Genomic DNA, 22,013 nt, shown 5'->3' with positions numbered 1-22,013 from the left:
AATGGTTACTCAAGATATAAAAGCAAAAAGAAAAAAGAAATTTAGAGGAATTGAAAATCCTTATTCTGGTTATTTATTTGCAGGACCGCAGATTATTCTATTTTTAGTCTTTATCGCCTATCCAGTGTTTGAAGGATTTAGAATGAGTTTATTTGAGTTCAGTTATTCGAGTGAAGTTTTTGTGGGATTAGAAAATTATAGAACACTATTTGCTGATCCTGTCTTTATTAAGTCAATATTTAATACACTAATATTTGTTGCAGCAATTGTGTTTTTTACTATTATGTTTAGTCTCTTCGTTGCTACAGCAGTTTATGATAAAACGTCAAAGTATGTTTCATTTATTAGAGGAAGTTACTATTTACCCGTTATGGTTTCAATGGTCGTAATGAGTATTATTTGGAACTTCTTATTGAATCCAGCTAACGGATTAATCAATTACTTAATGGGGAATGCTGGTTTAGAAAATATTAACTTGTTGGGAAGTACAACTTGGGTAATGCCTGTTATCATCTTTGTGACCTTTGTGGGAAACGTAGGGCAATCAATTATTTTATACGTAGCGTCAATGATTGGAATACCAGAAGATTATTTTGAAGCAGCAGAATTAGATGGGGCAACTCGTTGGCAGCGGATCAGGCACATTTTAATCCCATTAGTAAAACCAACCACCTTATATTTAGTTATTATTAACATCATTGCTGTATTAAAAATATTTGTAGTTATCCAATTGCTAACAGGAGGAGGACCGAATAACGCTTCTGTTACGATGATGTACTATCTTTACCAAAATGCATTTATCTACAACAATACAGGAGTCGCTGCAGCAATAGGTGTCATGATGTTTATGATAGCGCTATTACTTGCTATGCCTCAATTTAAAACATTTGGAAATAAGGATTAAGAAAAGGAGAGGAGCTAATTGAAACTAGTAAAAAGAATCAAAAAAATGGAAAAATTTGATCTTATTTCCAATATTATAGTATTAACTTTTGCGGTAATTAGTTTGCTTCCATTGTATTGGTTAATAACAAATTCATTTAAAACATCTTCAGAAATCTATCAAATGCCACCAAGTATCTTACCAGCTAAATTGTACTGGGGAAACTTTAAAGAGTTATTTGATGGCCAACCAGCATTAAGATGGATGTTTAACAGTTTCTTCGTTTCTTTCACAACAACTGCTCTAAGTGTTATTCTGTCTGCATCTGCAGCATATGCTTTTGCAAAATTACATTTTAAAGGTAAAAAAATATTCTTTATGTTACTAATTGCATCAATCATGATTCCTAAAGAAACATTTATTGTTCCTTTATTTAAAATTATTGTTGCTTTTAATTGGATTGACACTTATCAAGCAATGATTGTTCCCAACTTAGCTACAGGTTTTGGAACATTTATGTTGTATTCATTTTTTAAAGCTATTCCAGATTCACTAAGAGAGTCTGCGAAATTAGATGGTGCAAGTGAATGGATGATTTTTTCAAAATTAATGTTGCCAATAGCCAAACCGGGTATAGGAGCCCTATTCATTTTAAACTTTGTTACAGTATGGAATGATTATCTATGGCAATTATTAATGGCACGTAGCAAAGAAATGAATACGCTAACAACGGGGGTAGCTAGTCTACAACAAGCGATTAATCCTAATATAGGATTAAAAGTCGCAGGGGCTGCTTTAGCTGCTTTGCCAATGATTATAGTGTTCATTTTGTTCCAAAAGTACTTTACAAAAGGAATGACAGCAGGAGCTGTAAAAGAATAAAAAATTGGAGGAATAATAATGAAATTTAATAAAAAATTCTATAGTTTCGCAGCCGCTATTCTTAGTATTGGTCTTTTAGTTAGTGGATGTGGAGAGGATAAAAAAGATGCAGCAACAGGATCGGGATCAACAGATGAAAAAGTTCAATTAGAATTATGGTTAACACCACAATGGAAAGGTGTTCAAGATGCATCAGAAGATGGAGCAGATTACGATAGCTTTTTCAAAAAAGCAGCTGAAGAGTATACAAAAGAAAATCCTAATGTGGAAATTGATGTTCAAGTTATTCCTGGTGAAGAGCGTGCGGATAAGTTAAGTGTTGCAATGCAAACCAAAACATTACCTGATATGTTCTTTGACTCAGCATTTGCTTTAACAGAGTATGCACATGCTGGAATCTTAGCACCAATGGACGATATTATTGATGACGAGTCTAAAAAAGATATTCCAGAAACAATATGGGAAAACGTACAAATTAATGATGAAACTTATTTCTATCCCTTCAGTCATAACCCTGGGACATTAGCTTATAATGCTGAAATGTTTAAAAAAGCAGGATTAGATAAGTACATTTCAGGAGAATACGAAATTGCTACTTGGACACCTGAAGAATATGAAATGATTTTAGAAACATTAAAAGAAAAATTACCAGATATTTCTCCAATGGGATTATTTGCAAAAAATAACCAAGGAGATACTTGGAACTTATCATACTTAACAATGTTCGGAAACAAAATTTATGATAAAGATGGTCAAATTGTTGTCAATGAAAAAAATGGAGTAAAAGCACTTGATTACATTAAGAATTTAAATGATAAAGAGTTAACGACAGCTGGTGCAGAAACATTATCAAGTAATGATGTTAACGCTATGTTCCAAAATCAACAGGTAGCCGTTAGTTTTACAAATAGTGTTTTATTCAATGGGATCTTAAATGATATGGAAAATGGAATTGTTAATAAATTCGACTTACGTTTAGCTAATATCCCTGGGGAAAAGAATCCAACATCATTTACTTACGTTGCTGGTGGAGCAGTCTTTAATACTGGAACAGAAGCAGAAGTTGAAGCATCAAAAGATTTTGTTAAATTTTTCTCAACCGATAAAGAATTGGTAAAGGCTTCAAAAAATAGTTTGCCAGTCAGAGAATCTGTTTCTGAAGAAGCAGTTAGCGAGTTACCATATCTAGAAGCCTATAATAAAAATAGTGAGAATATATTTAATTTCTCAAACAATACTCCTGGCTATGCAGAACTGAGAAATGCCTTCTTCCCAGAGTTACAAGCTGTCTTTACAGATGAAAAAACTCCAAAAGAAGCCTTAGATTCATTTACTGAAAATGGCAATAGAATTATTGATACGAACACAGAAAAATCTGTAATTTTAAAATAAACTGAATATAAGCGTAAATGAGCCTTCTTTATTCTTTATTGGATATAAAGAAGGTTTTTTTACTAAAGGAGAATGGACAAAATGTTGTATTTTAATTTAAAAGAAAAGCGTCATTACGAAAAATTAAATGAAGGCATCACAACCTGTCTAGATTTCATTAAAACGAATCAGTTAACTTTATTAAAAGATGGACAACATAAATTAACAGAAGAGATTTCGTATAACGTCTTAAGTTTTAAAACGTCTTCGGCAGATAAAAGACAATGGGAAGCACATCAGCAGTTTATTGATATTCAAACAATTATCGAAGGTCAAGAAAGAGTAGATTATCAGCACCTAGATAAAATGGAAAAAGGCCAATATAAATTTGACGAAGATTTTTTACCTGTAGAAGGACAACTGAAATTTTCAGTGAATATGGAAAGAAATGACATCCTTATTCTTTATCCAGAAGATGCACACAAAACAGGAATCACTATAAATGAGGAGAAAAAAATTAGAAAAGTTGTGTTTAAAGTTAAAGTAACAGAATAAAATTAAAATAATTAAGGAGTTATGATATGAGTAACTACGTATGCGTTGATATAGGTGGAACAGCATTAAAGTATGGAGTCTATAATGAACTAGGTGAGAATATTGAAGAAGTAAAATCAACACTGGTCAAACAGACAGAGCATGGTTCAGAAATAATGGATGCAGTGATAGCAATTGTGTCAGATGCAATAAAAATATATACTATAGATGGAATTTGTATTTCTAGTGCTGGAGTGATAGATGGCAACTTAGGTAAAGTTATTTATTCTGGTTATACGATACCAAACTATACAGGTACCCAAATTAAGTCTATTTTAGAAGAGAAGTTTGGTATTACTTGTGAAGTAGAAAATGATGTTAATGCTGCCTGTTTAGGAGAATATTGGCTAGGAGCGGGCAGAGATTCTTCTTCTCTCATTTGTTTAACAGTAGGGACCGGAGTTGGTGGGGCCATCATGTTAGACAATAAGCTGATTCATGGTTACTCACATACCGCGGGAGAAATAGGATATATGTCTGTTTTAGGTGAAAACTTTCAAGATTTGGCTTCAACATCAAGCTTAATTAAACGAGTTATAAAAAGAAAGAAGAATAAAAATTCAAAAAAAATAACAGGATATGAAATAGTTGAATTAGCTAAGCAAGGGGATCGTATTTGTATTGAAGAGATTGATGCTATGGTTCATACACTTGCTCTTGGAATAACGAATCTTTTATATTTGTTTAATCCAGAAACGCTTATCCTAGGAGGTGGTATAATGGGTCAAAAAGAGATGCTGAAAGAAAAAATTGATAAGGCAGTATCAGAAGTCATTATAGATCCTATGTTTAATAAAACGACTATTAAATTTGCTGAAAAAGGTAATGATGCTGGATTGTTAGGAGCATTATATAATTTTAAAAATAAAAATAGCTGATTAGTGGTGAAATGAATGGATATATTAGAAGAAATACAAAAACAATTTGTTTATTTTTCTTTAAAAGAAAAAAAGGTTGCGACCTATATATTGAAAAAAGGCAAAGAAATTAAAAATATGAATATAACAGAACTAGCAAAAGTAACAGAAACTTCAACTTCAACAATTACTAGATTTTGTAAAAAAATAAATTGCGAGAATTTCGTTGATATGAAAATAAAGATCAGTTCTATCTATCAAGAAGAAAATAAAAATCATGGATTAAATATATTTGATGATGTTTATTCTTTTTACGATAAAGTAATTAAAAATACGATAAAAAATATGAATAGAGAAAAAATTGAAGAAGTAGTCGCTCTGATTAAAACGGCACACCGTATTTTTATATATGGAGTAGGTAGTTCAGGATTGACTGCAATAGAAATGACCCAACGTCTTTTACGAATGGGTTTAAATGTATCCAGCATAACGGATTCGCATATGATGTTAATCAATAGTTCTGTAGCTACTGAAAAAGATTTAGTTATTGGTATATCAACTTCTGGGAATACTCAAGAAGTAGTAGATGCCTTACGAATGTCTAAGAAAAATCATGGAACGATTGTTTCAATTACTAGTTTATCAAATAGTGCTATTACTAAAACGAGTGATATTAGTCTGTATGTTTACAATAGTTCGTTCGTAGATGATCAACGTTTTGTTAATTCACAGTTTGCAATTATTTATCTAATGGATGTTATTTCTATGATGTTACTAGCAGATCAAACATTAAACTATAAGATGAATAAAACAATCGAGGCAATACTTAAAGATAAAGAAGAATAAACCATAAAAAAAAACAGAGAGTTTTCTCTGTTTTTTTTATATGTCCGATACTTTTTTTATTTGAATGTTAATAACGACGGATATCTTTCCCAACAACAAAAGCTAATGCTAAGATAGCAAGTCCAACTAAAATAAAAATAGAACCAATAATAGGATCACCTGACTTAACAGGTCCAAAATAACCGAAAATAATAAGAATTAGCCCAATACCTAGCATAAGTTTCCCAAAAATATTAAACATAACAGCACCTCCAGTGATAGTTAATCTTAGAATTAGTATAACAAGAAAAAATAAAAGTTAATAATCATAACTAAAAAACAGTGAGATTTTCTTCCATTTAAAATAATATTTTTAATATTTAGAAAGATAATAAGTTTTCTATGTAACTCCATGTTAAACTAAGAATTGAGTTTTAAGCAAAGGAGTGAGAAAATGACACAAAATTTTGGACGATTAGGACTTATACTCGTCACAGTAATATGGGGGTCAGGATATGTTGTTAGTGATATAGCATTAAGTGTTTTAAACCCATATCAGTTGATGGCGGGACGATTTCTCATTGCGTTCATTGCCATATCAATAATCTTTTCAAATAAGATAAAAAATATAACCAAAAAAGCAATGATGAGAGGGAGTCTATTAGGAATTATTTTATACTTGGCTTTTTTATTCCAGACAGTCGGATTAAGTTATACAACACCTTCTAAAAATGCTTTTTTAACAGCAATAAATGTTGTTTTGGTCCCTTTTATTGGATTATTTCTGTTTAAAAATAAAATAAAATTAAAAGCTTATTTTGGGGCGTTCTTATCGATTATAGGAATTGGCTTGCTATCCTTAGATGGGTTTAATGGATTTAATTATGGAGATTTTATGACATTAATAGGAGCCGTATTTTTTTCGTTCCAAATTATTTTAACTAGCCGATTTGTTCGGACAGAAAATATTTTTTCAATAATGATTGTTCAAATGGGAGTTGCAGCATTCTGTGGTTTGTTCGTTACTATTTTTAAAGGCGATTCTTTTCCTGAGTTTACGCTGACGGGTACTTTATCCGTTGTTTACTTAGGTCTCTTTTGCACATTAGTAGGATTTATGCTTCAAACAGCAGCTCAAAGGTTTACTACAGATACTGAGACAGCCATTATTTTATCAATGGAATCGCTTTGGGGAATGTTATTTTCAATTAGTCTATTGAATGAGTTCGTGACCATTCAAATGGGAGTTGGAGCAGCAGTAATTTTAATAGGTGTTTTAATATCGGAGGTTGATTTTAAAAAACTTAAGCTTAAAAATAATAGGCAAAAAAAAGAGTTGAACAATGAAAAAACAGGTAATTAATGATAGAAATGAATAAAAAGAGTACACTAATGAAAAAGGGGCGATTAAATGGATATGAGAGATGTAGGAAAAGCTACGCGTGTACTATCTAGTGTAGTCGGTGTAACGGTCATAGCTTACGGTATTTATTTACTAACAGACAAAGAAAAACCAGAAAACGATGAAAACCCAACGTCGTCTCTTGAACAGTCAATTTATTCATCATCAAAAAGTTCAACCAGTGTGGGAAAAGAATGACAATACGAATTTTACATTGATTTTCATTTAAATAAACTTAGGAGGAGAAAAAAATGACCTCAACAAATAAAATTAAACAGACACCATTAGTTGATTATTACAAAAGAAATAAAATAAAATTAACCGATTTTGGCGGTTGGGCATTACCGATACAGTTTACTGGTATTATTGAAGAACACAAAGCAGTCCGAAATGAAGCAGGTTTATTTGACGTTTCTCACATGGGAGAATTTTTTGTTGAAGGAAATGATGCTGAATCGTATCTTAATTGGCTCTTAACAAATGATGTAACAAAAATGGAGGTGGGCCAATCGCAGTACCACTTTATGTGTTACTCAAATGGTGGAACTGTAGATGATCTCATCATTTCTAAATTAGCGACGACTAATTTCTTAGTCACAGTAAATGCAAGCAACACTGAAAAAGATTTTAATTGGATGAAAGAAAACTTATTCGGTGATGTTATTTTAAAGAATAAATCTGACGCAATAGGTTTGATAGCGCTACAAGGACCATCTGCAGAGAGAATACTACAAAAGTTGACTAAAATAGATTTGAATGACATAAAAGCATTTCATTTTAAGCAAAATATTTCAGTTGGTGAAATTGAAGATATTTTGGTTTCAAGAACCGGTTATACGGGAGAAGATGGTTTTGAGCTTTATGTTGCTGTAGATAAAACAGAAAAACTTTGGGAATCATTGTTGGCAGTTGGAAAAGAAGCGGGACTTAAACCCTGTGGATTAGGTTCCAGAGATACTTTGCGCTTAGAGTCTGCGTTATCATTATACGGTCATGAATTATCATCAGAGATCAGCCCATTACAAGCAAATAGTGGTTTTGCAGTGAAGATGAATAAAAATTGTGACTTTATCGGGAAAAAAGACCTTAAAGAGCAGCTTGAAATAGGGATAAAACAGAAAATAAAAGGATTCGAATTAGTCGGTAAAGGAATCCCACGCTCAGGTTGTAAAGTGTATGATAATCTTGGAAAAGAAATAGGGGTAGTTACTTCAGGTACTAAATCACCAACGTTAAATAAAAGCATTGGACTAGCACTTTTAAATACAGATTATAGTGACCTAAATGGAGAGATCTATATTGAAATTCGCACTAAATTCGTTGAAGCAGTTGTAGTAAAGATACCATTTTATAAAAGAAATAAAAAAACTAAATGAACCGTGGAAGAGGAGCGATTTAAATGAATGAAAAAGATATGGAACGTTATTACACAGAAGAACATGAATGGGTTATGCCGATAGGTGACGATAAAGTTCGTTTAGGAATAACAGAATATGCAGCAAAAGAATTAGGAGATGTTGTTTATGTGGAACTCCCTGAAATAGCAGCTCATGTAAGTGCAGGTGATGAAATAGGCACAATTGAGTCAACGAAATCAGCATCTGTCATATTTTCACCAGTATCTGGAAAAGTAGTTTTAGTTAATGAAGAATTGGAGGATGCTCCTGAATTAGTGAATGAAGGCCCGTTAAATGAAGGATGGATGAGTGAAGTTCTACTCAGTGATTCAAGCGAGTTAGCAGATTTATTGACGCAAGAAGAATATGATAATTTAGTTGAAAAATTAGAAGAAGACGATGAAGAAGCGGAAAACGAGGAGGAATAAAAAATGGGAAATGATTTTAGATACCTTCCAGACACACTTCAAGATCGTGAAGAAATGTTAGCAACTTTAGAAGTTTCTTCAATATCTGATTTATTTACTGATATTCCAGATGCGATACAGTTAAAGAAAAATTTAGAAATCCCAGCTGCTCTGCATGAATCAGCTTTAGATAAGAAAATGCGAGGTATGGCGAGTAAAAATAAAAATAGCAAAGAATTTACTTTGTTCTTAGGAGCTGGGACATATGATCATTATATTCCGAGTACAGTGGATCATGTTATCTCACGATCAGAATTTTATACAGCTTACACACCTTATCAAGCAGAAGCTAGCCAAGGTGAACTACAAGCTATCTTTGAATTTCAAACAATGATTTGTGAACTAACAGGAATGGATGCCGCAAATTCATCTTTATATGATGGATTTACCGCAATTGGTGAAGCAGCTACGTTAGCTGTTCGGAGTACTAAAAGAGATAAAGTCGTTATTTCTAAAGGAGTTCATCCCCAAGGGCGTGAAATTTTAAAAACGGTATCAGCTGGCTTCAACTATAAAATAGAAGAAGCAAAATTAAATGGAGATACGACTGACTTAAATGAATTAACAGAACTTATTACTCAAGAAACCGCTGCTGTAATTATTCAATACCCAAATTTTTTTGGTTCAATAGAAGATTTATCAGAAATAAAAAAAATAGCAGAATCTACTGGAGCTTTATTAATTGTTTCGGCCAATCCTTTAGCTTTAGCTCTACTAGAAGCTCCTGGACAGCTAGGTGCTGATATAGTCGTAGGTGACACCCAACCATTAGGCTTATCGATGTCATTCGGAGGACCACATTGTGGTTATTTTGCAGTTAAGAAAAAACATATTCGTAAATTACCAGGGCGTATCGTCGGACAATCCGTTGATAGAGATGGAAAACGTGGATTTGTTCTCACTTTACAAACACGTGAGCAACACATCAAACGTGAAAAAGCAACTTCTAATATGAGTTCAAATCAAGCGTTGAATGCATTAGCTTCGGCAGTATTTATGTCTGCATTGGGTAAAGAAGGGCTACGCCACATGGCTCAATTAAATATTGAAAAAGCTGATTATATGGCTAGAAAATTAGTAGAGAAAGGTTTTTCTGTCAACAATCAAGCTCCTTTTTTTAATGAGTTTGTCGTTGAGCTTCCTTTTTCAATACCACAGACAAATAAAGTGCTCTTAGAGCAAAAAATAATTGGTGGATACAATTTAGAATTAGAGTATGGATTAAAGAATCATATGTTAATTGCTGTAACAGAGCAACGGACAAAAGAAGAAATAGACGAATTTATTGCTGTGCTGGAAGGAATGATAAAATGATCGATTACAATGAATTAATTTTTGAAATCAGCCGTCCAGGTAGAAAGGCAGCTAGCCTTCCAGAAAGCGATGTAGCTTCTGTTTCTTTATTAAAAAAGTTTCCTGAGCATTTGATACGAAAAATACCTGCCGAGCTTCCTGAAGTTTCTGAACCACAACTAATGCGTCACTACACCGCATTATCGAATAAAAACTTTGGAGTAGATAATGGTTTTTATCCATTAGGCTCATGTACAATGAAATACAATCCTAAAATCAATGAAGATGTAGCACGGTTACCAGGATTTGCTAATATCCACCCTTTTCAACCGGTACAAACAGTTCAAGGTGCACTCGAATTGATGTATGAATTGCAAGAAGACTTAAAGATCATTACAGGAATGGATGCTCTTTCATTGCAACCCGCTGCTGGAGCACAAGGTGAGTGGGCTGGTCTTATGATCATGAAATTATTTCATAAGCAAAATGGAGAAGGTAAAAAACGAACTAAAATTCTTGTACCAGATTCAGCACATGGAACAAATCCATCTAGTGCATTTATTGCTGGTTTTGACGTAGTTGAAATTCCATCGAATGCTTCTGGGACAGTTGATTTAGCTGAATTAAAAAAACAAGTGGGAACAGATGTTGCAGGTTTAATGTTGACGAATCCCAATACACTTGGATTGTTTGAAAAAGATATTGTAGAAATTTCAAAAATTATTCACGGCGTTGGAGGTCTATTATACTATGATGGTGCAAATTTGAATGCTATTTTAGGCAAAACGACACCAGCTGTGATGGGTTTTGATATCGTACATCTTAATCTACACAAAACGTTTAGTACACCTCATGGAGGTGGAGGTCCAGGGTCAGGTCCGGTTGGAGTTAAATCTTTCTTAGCACCTTATTTACCAATTCCACGTATTGAAAAGCAAGAGGATGAGTATGTACTCAATTCAGAATTTCCACTTTCAGTAGGACGAGTTAAAGGATATTTTGGGAATTTTGGTGTCAATGTTAGAGCGTATACTTATATTCGAACAATGGGCCCAATTGGACTAAATCAAGTATCAGAAAGTGCGGTATTGCATGCGAATTATTTGCGTAAATTACTAGCACCATACTATAATGTATCGCATACTCAGTTTTGTAAGCATGAATTTGTTTTATCTGGGTTAAAACAAAAAAAACTGGGTGTACGCACAATGGATATTGCTAAAAGATTACTGGATTTTGGTTATTATGCACCTACTGTTTACTTTCCTCTAATTGTTGAAGAAGCAATGATGATTGAACCAACAGAGACTGAAACAAAAGAGACTCTAGATGCGTTTGCAAAGACGTTAATCGGTATTGCAAAAGAAGTTGAACAGACACCTGCGACTGTTCTAGAAGCGCCTCATACAACACCTGTTAGGCGAATGGATGAAGTTAAGGCCGCTAGGAAATTAGTAGTAAGATACAATAAAAATGATGAAAAATGATAAGAGGATAAATAAGGTATGATGATGGTTTTTTAAAACGGAGGAATAAATATGGGTAGTGAAGAGAATAAAATGATCCTAGTATTAGTTGGAGTTAGTGGCAGTGGGAAAACTACTCTAGCTAATGAATTAGAAGCGATAGGAATTCCGAAATTAGTTACTACAACTACTCGGCCCAAAAGGAATGGAGAAGTAGAAGGAACAGATTATTATTTTAGAGAATTATCTGATATGTCTAATATAGCGTTTATTGAAAACTCTTTATACAATAACCATCTTTACGGACTGACCGTTGATACTGTGGAAGAAGGATTGGATCTCAATGACATAATGAGTGTTGTTTTAGATAAAAATGGTGCAACAGCTTTAAAAGAAGTTTATCCTTTCTACACAAAAATTATCTATCTAGAAACAACAGAGGCAGAAATTCAACAAAGAATGGAAAAAAGAGGCGATTGTTTAGAAGATATACAGCAAAGGTTATTATTTGCTAAACAAACGGATGAATTTGATGCGCCAGTAGAAACAGATTTAATTCTTCCTGCTCAAGAGTTAGGTCAATCAGTCAAAGCTGTTTTAAGATTTATTAAAGAATGGATAAAATAGTTTAAATAGGACTTAATTTATTGTTGTAACAATGAGTTAAAATTATAAACGAATAAACAACAGATGGGACTTATTGTGTTCCATCTTTTTTTGTTTTACCAGGAAATATTTTTTTGGGAATGAAGAACTTTTAATTGCTTTTATTTAAAAAGTAGAGTAAATTTGTTTGTGGATACAAGAAGTCCATAATGGATACGAGATATAGTTAATGCTGAAAAGAAAAGAGGCGAGAGTATGAATTTAACAAGGGGTTTAGAACAGGCAATCTGCATCATTACATTATTAGCAACGCAAGATAAAAATTTTCCAATTACTTCACACATTATTAATCGTAGGCTAAAAGGAGCTTCACCTTCCTATATAAAAAAAATTATGAGGAAATTAGTTGTGAATGGTTTAGTTACTTCTGTTTCTGGGAGTAATGGTGGTTTTTCTTTAGCTAGAAATCCAGAAAATATTCATCTTCTGGAAGTAGTTGAAGCTTTAGAAGGTCCAATTGTCACCTATCCTAATACAGGAATGATTAATCAAGTGTTTTCAGATTTAGGACCAACTGCTAATCATGGCGAAATCGTTTTGACTGAAGTATTTAAACAGGCAGATAATCAGTATAAAGACTATTTAAGAGAGCAAACCGTTGCCCAATTGATTCGCAAATCATTAAAACATCAAGATATCCCTATTTTAAATTGGAATGAAACAAAAATAAATTAGTTTTGAGTTAAAAGAAGTGAGGAAAAGAACAAATGAGAATGGTGAAAAAAGAATGGAAAGAAATATACTCTAATAAAATATTGCTACTTTCTTGTGTAGTTATATTATTTATACCAATACTATATGCAGGATTCTTCTTGAAATCGAACTGGGATCCGTATGGCAATACAGATAAACTGTCAGTTGCCGTTGTAAATGAAGATCAACAAGTTAATTATGAAGGAGAAAAATTAGCTGTTGGAGCTGATTTAGTAGAAAATTTAAAAAATAATAATGCTTTAGATTGGCACTTTATAACCCCAAGAGAGGCAGAAAAAGGATTAGAAAATCGTAAATATTATATGGTAATGACAATACCGAAAGATTTTTCAAAAAATGCTTCTACATTAATGGATCAACACCCTGAAAAAATGAAGTTAACCTATAAAACAAATGGTTCATTAAACTTTATTGGTGAAGTGATTAGCAAATCAGCTGTCAAAGAAGTCAAAATGGAAGTTTCTCAAAATGTTACAAAAGCTTATACAGAAGCTTTATTTGACCAAATAGGTGAAGTAGGTGATGGATTCACTGAAGCTGGAGATGGTTCAGAAAAGTTGAAAGAAGGAACAAAAAAACTAACAGACGGAAATAAAGAGATAACTAAAAATCTAACCAAATTAGCTGATAGTACTCTAACTTTTAACGAAGGTGCAGATGCGTTAACTATTGGTTTGAAGGACTACACAGATGGTGTTGCTCAATTGGATTTAGGTGCAATGAAATTAAATAAAGGTATTGGACAATTAGCCTCAAGCGTAGAACCGTTAAAAAATGGAATGGGTCAATTAAATAATGGCGCTACCGATTTAACAGCGGGACTAACAGCCTATACAGCAGGTGTTAGCCAATTAAATTCAGGAGCAGGACAATTGGTAGCTAACAACTCTATACTTCAGAATGGCGTAGGGAGTTTAAGCAATGGGGTAGATCAAGTTAAAGGTGGCAGTGATCAACTACTAGCTGGCTTAAAACAACTATCTTCTCAATTAGCTACCTCTACACAAGACAAAGAAAAAGCAGAACAATTAAAAGCCCTACAATCTGGCCTTCCCAAATTAAATGAAGGCATCCAAACCTTAAATAGTATGTTAAATGATACAAGTGGTAAAGTTAATACAAGTTTAATTAAGCAAGACTTAACCAAGGTAGGTGAAGACTTAGTAGGCATGGAGCCTAACTTAACTACTGCTAGTGTTAGTCTTTCGACTATTGGAGCAGAAGCAAATAAACTAGCTGAAAAAACAACTAACAATACAGCTAAGACAATTGAAATAATCGAGGAAATAAAAAATTCTGACAATCTTAAAGGAACTCAACAAGCAGAATCATTAACTGCTTTGCAAGTAGAGTTACAAAATCAAGAGAAAGAAAATACAGCTTCAATTGAAACTATTGCTAATCAAACTGGTACAACTGGGGGCGCTGTTCAAGCAATTGCAGAAAAAGCAGTGGATGCAGGAGCTTCAGCAAAAGAGTTGCAAACACAATTAGAAGAATTAGCAGATTTAACGACACAACTAGTGGTGTTAAAAGCTAAAATTGCTGAATTAGCAACAGGCTCAAATCAAGTTTTACCGGGGGCATCTCAAGCGATTACTGAATTACAAAGCGGTCTAACGTCAGTTCAAACAGCTTTGATGCAAACGGGGGAAGGTCAAAATAAAGGCGTTATTCAAGGGATGACTGAGTTAAATCAGGGGCTCATGACGATTCAAAATGGTCTGAAAGGCAATGATGGATTAGTTGCTGGGATAACAATTTATACAAACGGAGTGAAGACATTAAAAAATGGGACTACTCAATTAGAGACTAATTCTGGCGCTTTAAATACTGGAGCAGCTCAATTAAATAATGGTATAAATCAAGTAGTTGAGAAATTACCATTATTAGCAGATGGAGTGAATCAGCTAGATAAAGGGTCTAATCAGTTAGTTAAAGGAACCAGACAATTAACCGACAATTCAGAGAAATTAATAATCGGATCAGAGCAGTTAGCAGATGGAGCTGAGAAAATCACCGATGGTTCTACTCAATTAGCCAATGGATCAGCTATTCTAGGAGAGGGTTTAACTACTTTAAATGATGGAACAACTACATTAGCAACTAGTTTACAAGAAGGTGCGAACAAAGTTAATACAATTGACCCAACAGATGAAACGTTTAGGATGTTTTCGAATCCTACAGAACTAATTCATAAGGAGTTCAGTCATGTTCCCAACTATGGAGCTGCTTTAGCCCCTTATATTATGTCAATGGCTTTGTATATAGGAGCAGTCGTATTCAATGTCATTTATCCGATACGAAAACAAGTTTTAAACGGACAATCCGGTTTTTCTTTTTGGCTAGCAAAACTGTCAGTTGCTCTACCAGTTGCTTCATTAATGGCAATTATTGAAGCCGGAATTTTAATGACGTTAGGATTACAGGTACAATCTGTTGGGAAATTTTTCGTTGTTGCAATGGTAACCGCACTTGCTTTCATGGCGATAGTCACATTTCTAACGGTATCTTTAGATAATGTGGGTCGTTTTATTGCAATGATTCTATTGGTTGTCCAATTAGGTGGTGCAGGTGGAACATTCCCAATGCCATTAACAAATCAATTCTTTATTTCTATTCATCCGTTCTTACCGATGTCTTATTCTATTTACGGATTTAGAGAAGCTATTTCTGGTGGGATAGGTCAAGATCTCTTCAATCAAAGTATGCTTGTTCTAACAAGTCTTTTGATTGTATTTAGTAGTCTATTATTTATCTATCTACACATTGTTCAAAAAAGAAAACAGAATGAACTAGAAAATAATGAGTACGACGAAACTGTAAAAGTCTAAAAATCTAAAAGTATAAGAAAAACGTTTTGAGATAGTTTTATCTCAAAACGTTTTTCTTATTTATTCAAAACCTAAAATGAAAATCCCAACCATAATACCTGCAATAACAATATATTGTCCTTTAGATAATTTTTCTTTTAAGAAAATACGAGAAAGAATAACCGAAACAATACTGTATGAAGAAATTAAAGGAGTAACAATAATGGCATTACCAGCGATAGCATAAACGTAGAAAAATTGACCAACTGTTTCAAAAAGTGCAGCATATCCTTTTGTTCGTTCTTCGAATAAGTTAAACGACTGTTTTTTTACAACAATAAGATAAAAGGCAGCCAAGATAGCACAAATTAGAAAAGTAAGTTCATAGGAAGTATTCGCTTGGTCTTCACTCATAACTTTATTTAAGACAAATGCATCGGAAAATGTTCCAAGTCCGTCAATCAAAGCGTACAAAACAGGTAATATAATAGCGAGTGCTCCTATTTGATATTTACGATCAACTTTTTCTTTGTGCTTTATTCTATCTAAATCAGCAGCTTTTTTTTCAAAGATAGATAATAAAATAATACCAACTGAAATGAGTGCGACAGCAAAGAACTGAATACCAGTCATAACTTGACCTAAGAATATAAATGTTAGTAATGAGGCAATAGCTCCAGATGAATTCATTATAGGAGAGGATATAGAAAGCTCCAAATAACGTAACCCGATGTATCCAATGGTCATTGAAAGAATATACATACTAGAAACAGGCAAATAACGAATGATGTTCATAGGATCATAAACAATACCTGTAAATAAAAGTGTATAAATTGCATGAATTCCCATAACCGAACCGACCATGATCACGATTCTTAAATGACTGTAAGGGTCCTTTGGATTTGTCCCTTTTTTATAAAATAAATCTGCTGCTCCCCAAGAAAGAACGGAGATCATTGTAAAAATAAACCACATAATTTTTTCACCTTTTCATATAAATAGATTTGCGAATAACATATGTAACAAAAAATTAAATATAACCTTAAGCTTGTTTTCGCCTTGTTCATAATAGCATAGAAAGTATACCAAATAATAGAAATAAAAATAAAAAAATGAAAATAAAGGATGATAGTTCTAAAGTAAAAATAAAATAGAATACGAATGACCACACTTAAATGCTTTTATTTGCTAGTAAATGAAAGGAGGATTATACTTAAATCAACTAATAGGATAAGTAAAAGGAGGGGTTTATAATGAGTTATATGACAGAGTCCGATGTGATACACTTATTGAATGAATCAAAAAAAGAAATGGATAGATTAACAGCTAAGCGAACAATGGATCTAAGCAATTCAATTAGTTATATTGAAAATGAGCTTGAGATACAACAAGTAAAAGGAAAAATTACGGCTTACGAATATGTTTTAAACGCAGATGAGTAAAAAAAAAGGAAAGCAAGGGGTCAGTGCCACCTTGCTTTCCTTTTTTTATTGATTTTGTTAGTTGATATCACCAAATTGTAATTAGTTGTTTCCTTTTTTCTTTCTGCGTATTACCCAGATTAGAGTAAGTAGGAGCGCTAGGAAAATAAAGAAATAAGCTAATTTTGAATAAATGGACATATAATAAACGATTAATTCCCAATTAGAGCCAAGAATAGCACCCAGATAGATTAAAACAGTGTTCCATATTAATGATCCAAAAGTAGTGAATAAAAGGAAAGTACTTATCCTCATTTTTGACATTCCGGCTGGTATTGAAATTAAACTTCTAATTAATGGAATAAAGCGACAAAAAAATACTGTCGTAACACCATGTTTAATAAACCACTGATTCGCTTTGTGCAAATCGTTTTTTGATAAACGTAAGATGTGACCCCATCGATCAATAATTTTCTCTAAACGATAAACATCCAAAAAAGATCCCAAGCTGTATAAGATTAACGCTCCAATGACAGATCCGATTGTTGAGACGATAATCATACCAGTAATTGTCAAACTAGTTGTAGTAGTCATAAATCCACCAAAAGTTAAAATAACTTCTGAAGGGATTGGCGGGAAAATATTTTCAATCATAATTAAAAATGCGACACCTATATAACCAAATTGTTCCATTATTTGCTGAATCCAACTGCTCATTTTTTTGTTAACTCCCCGTGATTAATTTTGTAAATAGTCTATTTTAAGGATAGATAGAGTTTAATATTTTTGAAGCTGTCTCTAAATTCATGTGGGTACTTTTCTTTAACTCAGTTGCAACTAGTTCAATATCGCTTCCAGATGCTCCAGCGCTGATAGCTAAAGATTTAGCATGTAAGCCCATATGTCCTTTTTGAATACCTTCTGTTACCAATGCTCTCAAAGCAGCAAAGTTCTGAGCTAAACCCACGGAAACGATAACAGATTCTAATTCTTTGGCGTTTTTTACAGATAACAAACGCTGACTAAATTGAGCAGTAGGATGAATACCAATCGAACCACCAACGTACCCAACAGGTAGTGGCAACGTTAAAGAACCTTTTAAATCACCATTTTCGGCTTTTACCCAATGAGATAAAGAACGATACTGACCAGATTTAGCCGCATAAGCATGAGCACCAGCTTCAATAGCACGCCAGTCATTACCTGTGGCTAAAACAACGGCATCTACTCCATTCATAATGCCTTTATTGTGAGTTGTTGCGCGATAAGGATCTACATAAGCAAACTGAGAGGCTTCTATTATCAAATCTCTGACTTCCTCACCCTTATAACTTCCACGATCTAACAAGTCAACTGGAATTTGACAAGTAGCAGTCGCTAGACACTCAGTTGCATAATTAGATAAAATACTCATCAAAGCTGTACCTTTAGTGAGTGTTTCTAGATAGAAAGATACAGCTTCCATCATCGTATTGACGATATTAGCTCCCATAGCTTCTAATACATGAACATGAATATGAACGACTAAAAAATGTGGTGAGTGGTCTGTCTCTAAGATAGAACGAAATTCTAATTCGTCAGCTCCACCACCTCTTTTGACAATTGAAGGATGGGCATCATTTGCTTTTTTTAAAATGGCGTCTTTGTGTAAGTTTAATTCTCTTAGAGCAAAAGATACATCTGGAACATTCTTTAAAGCTACTTGTCCAATCATTTTTCGCTGAGTTAAGTGAGTTTTAAAACCATTTGCCTTAGCTATTAATTTAGCAGCAGAGCTAGCTGCAGCTATTACTGAAGGTTCCTCAGTGACCATTGGAACAATGTAGTTTTTATCGTCTACTAAGAAATTTAAAGCTACCCCTAGAGGAAGGGCGTATTGTGTTAGCTGGTTCTCAATCATATGATCAGCTAACTGATCGTTTAATTGCGGGTTTTTAGAAAGAAATAAAAGGTCTTCTTTAGAGATTACTCCAGCATCGTGTAAAGCCTTCGTTCTTTCAGCTTTTGATTTTTTATAAAATTCTGAAAAATAAGAGTGCATCATTCCATAACCTCTTTCAAAAATATGTTTATGCATAAGTTTAGCACAGATTGCATTCCTACTCTAGATAAAGGCAAGCATCTTAACAGAAACGTTAAGTATTATTCTAAACCTTCTCTCAAATAAAAACCCTTTAAAGTAAAAAAAAAAGAAAAGGGGTATCAGCCGTAATAAGCGTCCTTAACTGAAAATGAATGATAGATTGGTTTAAGAGTTTGACTTATTAAATATGGTACAATTAGTAGGGATTTACTTTATAATAAAACAACTCAAGTTTGAGATAACCGATTATTTAGGGGGCATTTTAATGGAAGAGAAAAGTTGCCATAGCTGTAAAAATCATTCGTACCATAATTGTATTTCAATTGTACCTATTTTTAATCATCTCGAAAAAGACCAAATGAATGAGATAACTAAAACAATCCAATCTATTAGCTATAAAAAAGGCGAGCATCTTTATAATGCAGGAGATCAGTCAGATTCTTTATATATTATAAATGAAGGAAAAATTCGTGTATACAGATTATCTGATAATGGAAAAGAACAGGTAGTCAGATTTTTATTACCCGGAGACTTTACTGGAGAATTAGCCTTGTTTAATGAAACGACCTATGATGCCTTTGCTGAAGCAATGGCAGATACGAAAGTTTGTATGATTAAACGGGATGATTTTCAAAATTTATTAATGAGTTATCCAACAATATCGCTGAAAGTCTTAACGGAGTTTTCAAAACGTTTATCTCAATCAGAAAAGCAAACAACTCGTTTTGCAACTGAAAAAGTTGAAACAAGAATAGCTTTATTCTTGTTAGATTCTATTGAAGAAGAACAAGCGACGATGGAGTTTACTCTTCCAATGAGTAAAAAAGATTTAGCATCTTATTTAGGAACAACACCTGAAACAATCAGTCGGAAATTTAAAGAACTAGAAGAGAAAGGCTTAATTATTCAGAAAGAAAATAAAAAGATAAAAATCGTTGATTTGAATAAGTTAGGTTTGATTTAATTAAAAATTAGCGCAGCAAAAAATAGTTTCCGGTATTTTAAAATGATGAATTAAAAGGCTATTGACGATGGACTTAGAACACTCAACTAAATCAATAAGATGGTATTTGTAAGTATTAATTTTGTCAAAGAAAAGGGACCTTTATTATACCGAGAAAATACTCTTATCCTTCTTTAAATGGAAAAGTCAAAATAGAGAACTAGAAAAATTATCCCAAGTATTCTATTTGAAGAATAAATGTACTTTATGTATGGACCTGGACTTTATAATGAATCACATTTAAGATATTATAATGAATCACATTTAAGATTACTTGACCATCTATTGAACGTATACTATACTATTTTGAAGCGTAAAAATTATAAACCTAAACTTCGCCACCGGGTGAAGCTTATAAGGTATTCTGTAGCATTCCGTTAGGTCTTAGGAGGAATGTTATCAGAATACCTTTTTGTTTTGAAAGGAGAAGAAAATGAAACACTCAGTCCTTCAAAAATTCATTAAGTATACCAGTGTAAATATTTTAGGTATGATTGGACTTTCGCTTTATATCTTGGCGGATACCTATTTTGTGTCTAAAGCTCTAGGCTCAACAGGAATAGCCTCATTGAATCTTTCCATTTCTATTTATAGTATCATTCATGGTTTGGGTCTAATGATAGGGATTGGAGGAGCGACTAAATTTATTATTTTAAAAACGCAAAAGAATGAAAAAGCTAATCATGTATTTTCTACTTCATTAAAAGTAGGGCTTATGGTTGCGGTAGTATTAATCTTGACCGGTATTTTCGCCTCAGAGCAATTAGCCATAAGTCTAGGAGCAGATAGCTTAACTCTACCATTAACACAAACTTATCTGACGACAATTTTAGTTTTTGCACCATTTTTCATAGTAAACAATATTTTATTAGCCTTTGTACGAAATGACAATAATCCTAATTTATCAATGATTGCCATGCTAGTTGGAAGCTTTTCGAATATCGTTTTAGATTATATTTTTATATTTATATTTAACATGGGAATATTTGGTGCTGCTTTTGCAACTGGCCTTGCTCCTATTATAAGTATAGGAGTTTTGATTGTTCATTTTGTATATAAAAATAACACGTTTAAGTTAATTAGAAATAAATTGGAATTGAGTCTAATTTATGATATTTTTAGTTTAGGGCTATCTTCATTCATTATTGAAGTTTCCTCAGCTGTTGCTTTGATTACTTTTAACATCGTTATTTTACGAATGGAAGGAAATGAGGGAGTAGCAGCCTATGCAATTGTAGCTAATTTAGCTTTAGTAGCTAATGCAATTTTTACTGGTCTAGCTCACGGTGCTCAACCGCTAATAAGCAACTATTTTGGTCTAAAAGAATTGGATAAGCTAAAAAAAACGCGTACTTATGCTTTGATTACATCTGTTTTAATCGCATCAGTTATCTATGCAGTTACGCTAGTATTTTCTGAAAGTATGATACAAGTTTTTAATAGTGAAAATAATAGTCATGTTGCGCAACTGGCAGATACAGGATTAAAATTTTATTTTCTTGGTTTCTTCTTTGCGGGGATAAATATTGTAGTGACCATGGTTTTAAGTGCTACAGAAAACATTAGAGAAGCACTGTCAATCTCACTATCACGGGGTTTGATCTTTATTATTCCTATCGTGCTACTAACAAGTTATTATTGGGATATGGTAGGTGTATGGCTTGCATTTGTTATAACAGAATTGATTGTAACAGCAATAATTATTTATTTAGAACGTTTAAAAAAAACGTCAATCATTAAACAAAAGAACTAGACTATCAAAGGGGACTTAAATGTAATAGCACTTATCTAGTAAATCTAATATTTTTTGCAACAAAAATAGTCCAGTACCGTCTGTATAAACAGTATTTACAGGACGAGAAAAGCAGATACAATT

Annotated in this window: 22 protein-coding genes; 18 read left to right on the top strand and 4 right to left on the bottom strand. The window is 33.0% G+C overall.

What is annotated here, in order from left to right; genetic code table 11:
* The first annotated feature begins 1 nt into the window (after nucleotide 1).
* The 6 genes from WBF61_RS07870 (at nucleotide 2) to WBF61_RS07845 (ending at nucleotide 5,433) form a co-directional block, all read left to right on the top strand.
* Nucleotides 2-904, top strand: coding sequence for a carbohydrate ABC transporter permease (locus tag WBF61_RS07870; protein WP_424255485.1), 903 nt, complete (start codon nucleotides 2-4; stop codon nucleotides 902-904).
* A gap of 45 nt (nucleotides 905-949) precedes the next feature.
* The gene (locus WBF61_RS07865; RefSeq protein WP_424255483.1) at nucleotides 950-1,765 is read left to right on the top strand and encodes a carbohydrate ABC transporter permease; all 816 of its coding nucleotides are present in this window, start codon (nucleotides 950-952) and stop codon (nucleotides 1,763-1,765) included.
* Nucleotides 1,766-1,783: 18 nt separating this feature from the next.
* A complete protein-coding gene (locus WBF61_RS07860) occupies nucleotides 1,784-3,157 on the top strand; it encodes an ABC transporter substrate-binding protein (RefSeq protein WP_424255418.1) in 1,374 nt (457 codons plus the stop codon).
* An 81-nt stretch (nucleotides 3,158-3,238) separates the two neighbouring features.
* Nucleotides 3,239-3,691 (top strand): YhcH/YjgK/YiaL family protein, encoded by a 453-nt coding sequence (locus tag WBF61_RS07855; protein WP_424255416.1) that lies wholly within the window; start codon nucleotides 3,239-3,241, stop codon nucleotides 3,689-3,691.
* Between the two features lie 26 nt (nucleotides 3,692-3,717).
* Complete coding sequence (locus WBF61_RS07850) at nucleotides 3,718-4,608, top strand: ROK family protein (protein ID WP_424255415.1); 891 nt, start codon at nucleotides 3,718-3,720, stop codon at nucleotides 4,606-4,608.
* A gap of 15 nt (nucleotides 4,609-4,623) precedes the next feature.
* Nucleotides 4,624-5,433, top strand: a complete 810-nt coding sequence (locus WBF61_RS07845) for a MurR/RpiR family transcriptional regulator (protein ID WP_424255413.1) — start codon at nucleotides 4,624-4,626, stop codon at nucleotides 5,431-5,433.
* A gap of 67 nt (nucleotides 5,434-5,500) precedes the next feature.
* Here the strand turns inward: WBF61_RS07845 and WBF61_RS07840 are convergent, their stop codons facing one another.
* The gene (locus WBF61_RS07840; protein ID WP_424255411.1) at nucleotides 5,501-5,674 is read right to left on the bottom strand and encodes a hypothetical protein; all 174 of its coding nucleotides are present in this window, start codon (nucleotides 5,672-5,674) and stop codon (nucleotides 5,501-5,503) included.
* 192 nt (nucleotides 5,675-5,866) lie between these two features.
* Between WBF61_RS07840 and WBF61_RS07835 the strand changes: the two genes are divergently transcribed.
* The 9 genes from WBF61_RS07835 (at nucleotide 5,867) to WBF61_RS07795 (ending at nucleotide 15,651) form a co-directional block, all read left to right on the top strand.
* On the top strand, nucleotides 5,867-6,775 hold the full coding sequence (locus WBF61_RS07835) for a DMT family transporter (RefSeq protein WP_424255409.1): 909 nt from the start codon (nucleotides 5,867-5,869) through the stop codon (nucleotides 6,773-6,775).
* 48 nt (nucleotides 6,776-6,823) lie between these two features.
* A complete protein-coding gene (locus tag WBF61_RS07830; RefSeq protein ID WP_424255408.1) occupies nucleotides 6,824-7,012 on the top strand; it encodes a hypothetical protein in 189 nt (62 codons plus the stop codon).
* Between the two features lie 53 nt (nucleotides 7,013-7,065).
* Complete coding sequence (gene gcvT / locus WBF61_RS07825) at nucleotides 7,066-8,190, top strand: glycine cleavage system aminomethyltransferase GcvT (RefSeq protein ID WP_424255406.1); 1,125 nt, start codon at nucleotides 7,066-7,068, stop codon at nucleotides 8,188-8,190.
* A gap of 23 nt (nucleotides 8,191-8,213) precedes the next feature.
* Nucleotides 8,214-8,639: a glycine cleavage system protein GcvH gene (gene gcvH / locus WBF61_RS07820; protein ID WP_424255405.1), complete on the top strand. Its 426-nt coding sequence runs from the start codon at nucleotides 8,214-8,216 to the stop codon at nucleotides 8,637-8,639.
* A 3-nt stretch (nucleotides 8,640-8,642) separates the two neighbouring features.
* Entirely contained in the window at nucleotides 8,643-9,992 is a 1,350-nt protein-coding gene (gcvPA, locus tag WBF61_RS07815) for an aminomethyl-transferring glycine dehydrogenase subunit GcvPA (RefSeq protein WP_424255403.1), read from the top strand.
* Nucleotides 9,989-11,458, top strand: a complete 1,470-nt coding sequence (gene gcvPB / locus WBF61_RS07810; RefSeq protein WP_424255401.1) for an aminomethyl-transferring glycine dehydrogenase subunit GcvPB — start codon at nucleotides 9,989-9,991, stop codon at nucleotides 11,456-11,458. Before gcvPA ends, gcvPB begins: the two co-directional genes overlap by 4 nt.
* A gap of 51 nt (nucleotides 11,459-11,509) precedes the next feature.
* Nucleotides 11,510-12,064, top strand: coding sequence for an AAA family ATPase (locus tag WBF61_RS07805; protein ID WP_424255399.1), 555 nt, complete (start codon nucleotides 11,510-11,512; stop codon nucleotides 12,062-12,064).
* A gap of 234 nt (nucleotides 12,065-12,298) precedes the next feature.
* On the top strand, nucleotides 12,299-12,778 hold the full coding sequence (locus WBF61_RS07800) for an Rrf2 family transcriptional regulator (RefSeq protein ID WP_424255398.1): 480 nt from the start codon (nucleotides 12,299-12,301) through the stop codon (nucleotides 12,776-12,778).
* A 32-nt stretch (nucleotides 12,779-12,810) separates the two neighbouring features.
* Nucleotides 12,811-15,651 (top strand): YhgE/Pip family protein, encoded by a 2,841-nt coding sequence (locus WBF61_RS07795; RefSeq protein ID WP_424255397.1) that lies wholly within the window; start codon nucleotides 12,811-12,813, stop codon nucleotides 15,649-15,651.
* A gap of 60 nt (nucleotides 15,652-15,711) precedes the next feature.
* Here WBF61_RS07795 and WBF61_RS07790 read toward each other — a convergent pair whose 3' ends face one another.
* Nucleotides 15,712-16,605 carry an EamA family transporter gene (locus WBF61_RS07790; RefSeq protein ID WP_424255395.1) on the bottom strand — a complete coding sequence of 298 codons (894 nt, stop codon included), beginning with the start codon at nucleotides 16,603-16,605 and terminating at the stop codon, nucleotides 15,712-15,714.
* Nucleotides 16,606-16,883: 278 nt separating this feature from the next.
* On the opposite strand from WBF61_RS07790, the gene WBF61_RS07785 reads away from it, so the two are divergent.
* Nucleotides 16,884-17,072 (top strand): hypothetical protein, encoded by a 189-nt coding sequence (locus tag WBF61_RS07785; RefSeq protein ID WP_424255393.1) that lies wholly within the window; start codon nucleotides 16,884-16,886, stop codon nucleotides 17,070-17,072.
* A gap of 81 nt (nucleotides 17,073-17,153) precedes the next feature.
* Here WBF61_RS07785 and WBF61_RS07780 read toward each other — a convergent pair whose 3' ends face one another.
* Nucleotides 17,154-17,768, bottom strand: coding sequence for a DedA family protein (locus tag WBF61_RS07780; RefSeq protein WP_424255391.1), 615 nt, complete (start codon nucleotides 17,766-17,768; stop codon nucleotides 17,154-17,156).
* A gap of 43 nt (nucleotides 17,769-17,811) precedes the next feature.
* Complete coding sequence (locus WBF61_RS07775; protein ID WP_424255390.1) at nucleotides 17,812-19,095, bottom strand: hydroxymethylglutaryl-CoA reductase, degradative; 1,284 nt, start codon at nucleotides 19,093-19,095, stop codon at nucleotides 17,812-17,814.
* Nucleotides 19,096-19,399: 304 nt separating this feature from the next.
* Between WBF61_RS07775 and WBF61_RS07770 the strand changes: the two genes are divergently transcribed.
* Together WBF61_RS07770 and WBF61_RS07765 are read left to right on the top strand one after the other, a co-directional pair.
* A complete protein-coding gene (locus tag WBF61_RS07770; RefSeq protein WP_424255389.1) occupies nucleotides 19,400-20,098 on the top strand; it encodes a Crp/Fnr family transcriptional regulator in 699 nt (232 codons plus the stop codon).
* 472 nt (nucleotides 20,099-20,570) lie between these two features.
* Entirely contained in the window at nucleotides 20,571-21,890 is a 1,320-nt protein-coding gene (locus tag WBF61_RS07765; RefSeq protein ID WP_424255387.1) for an MATE family efflux transporter, read from the top strand.
* Nucleotides 21,891-22,013: the final 123 nt, after the last annotated feature.

Source organism: Carnobacterium sp. (assembly GCF_049673005.1).
GTDB lineage: Bacteria > Bacillota > Bacilli > Lactobacillales > Carnobacteriaceae > Carnobacterium_A.
Note: the sequence above shows the minus strand (reverse complement) of the source record. Positions and strands in the feature narration are given on the sequence as shown.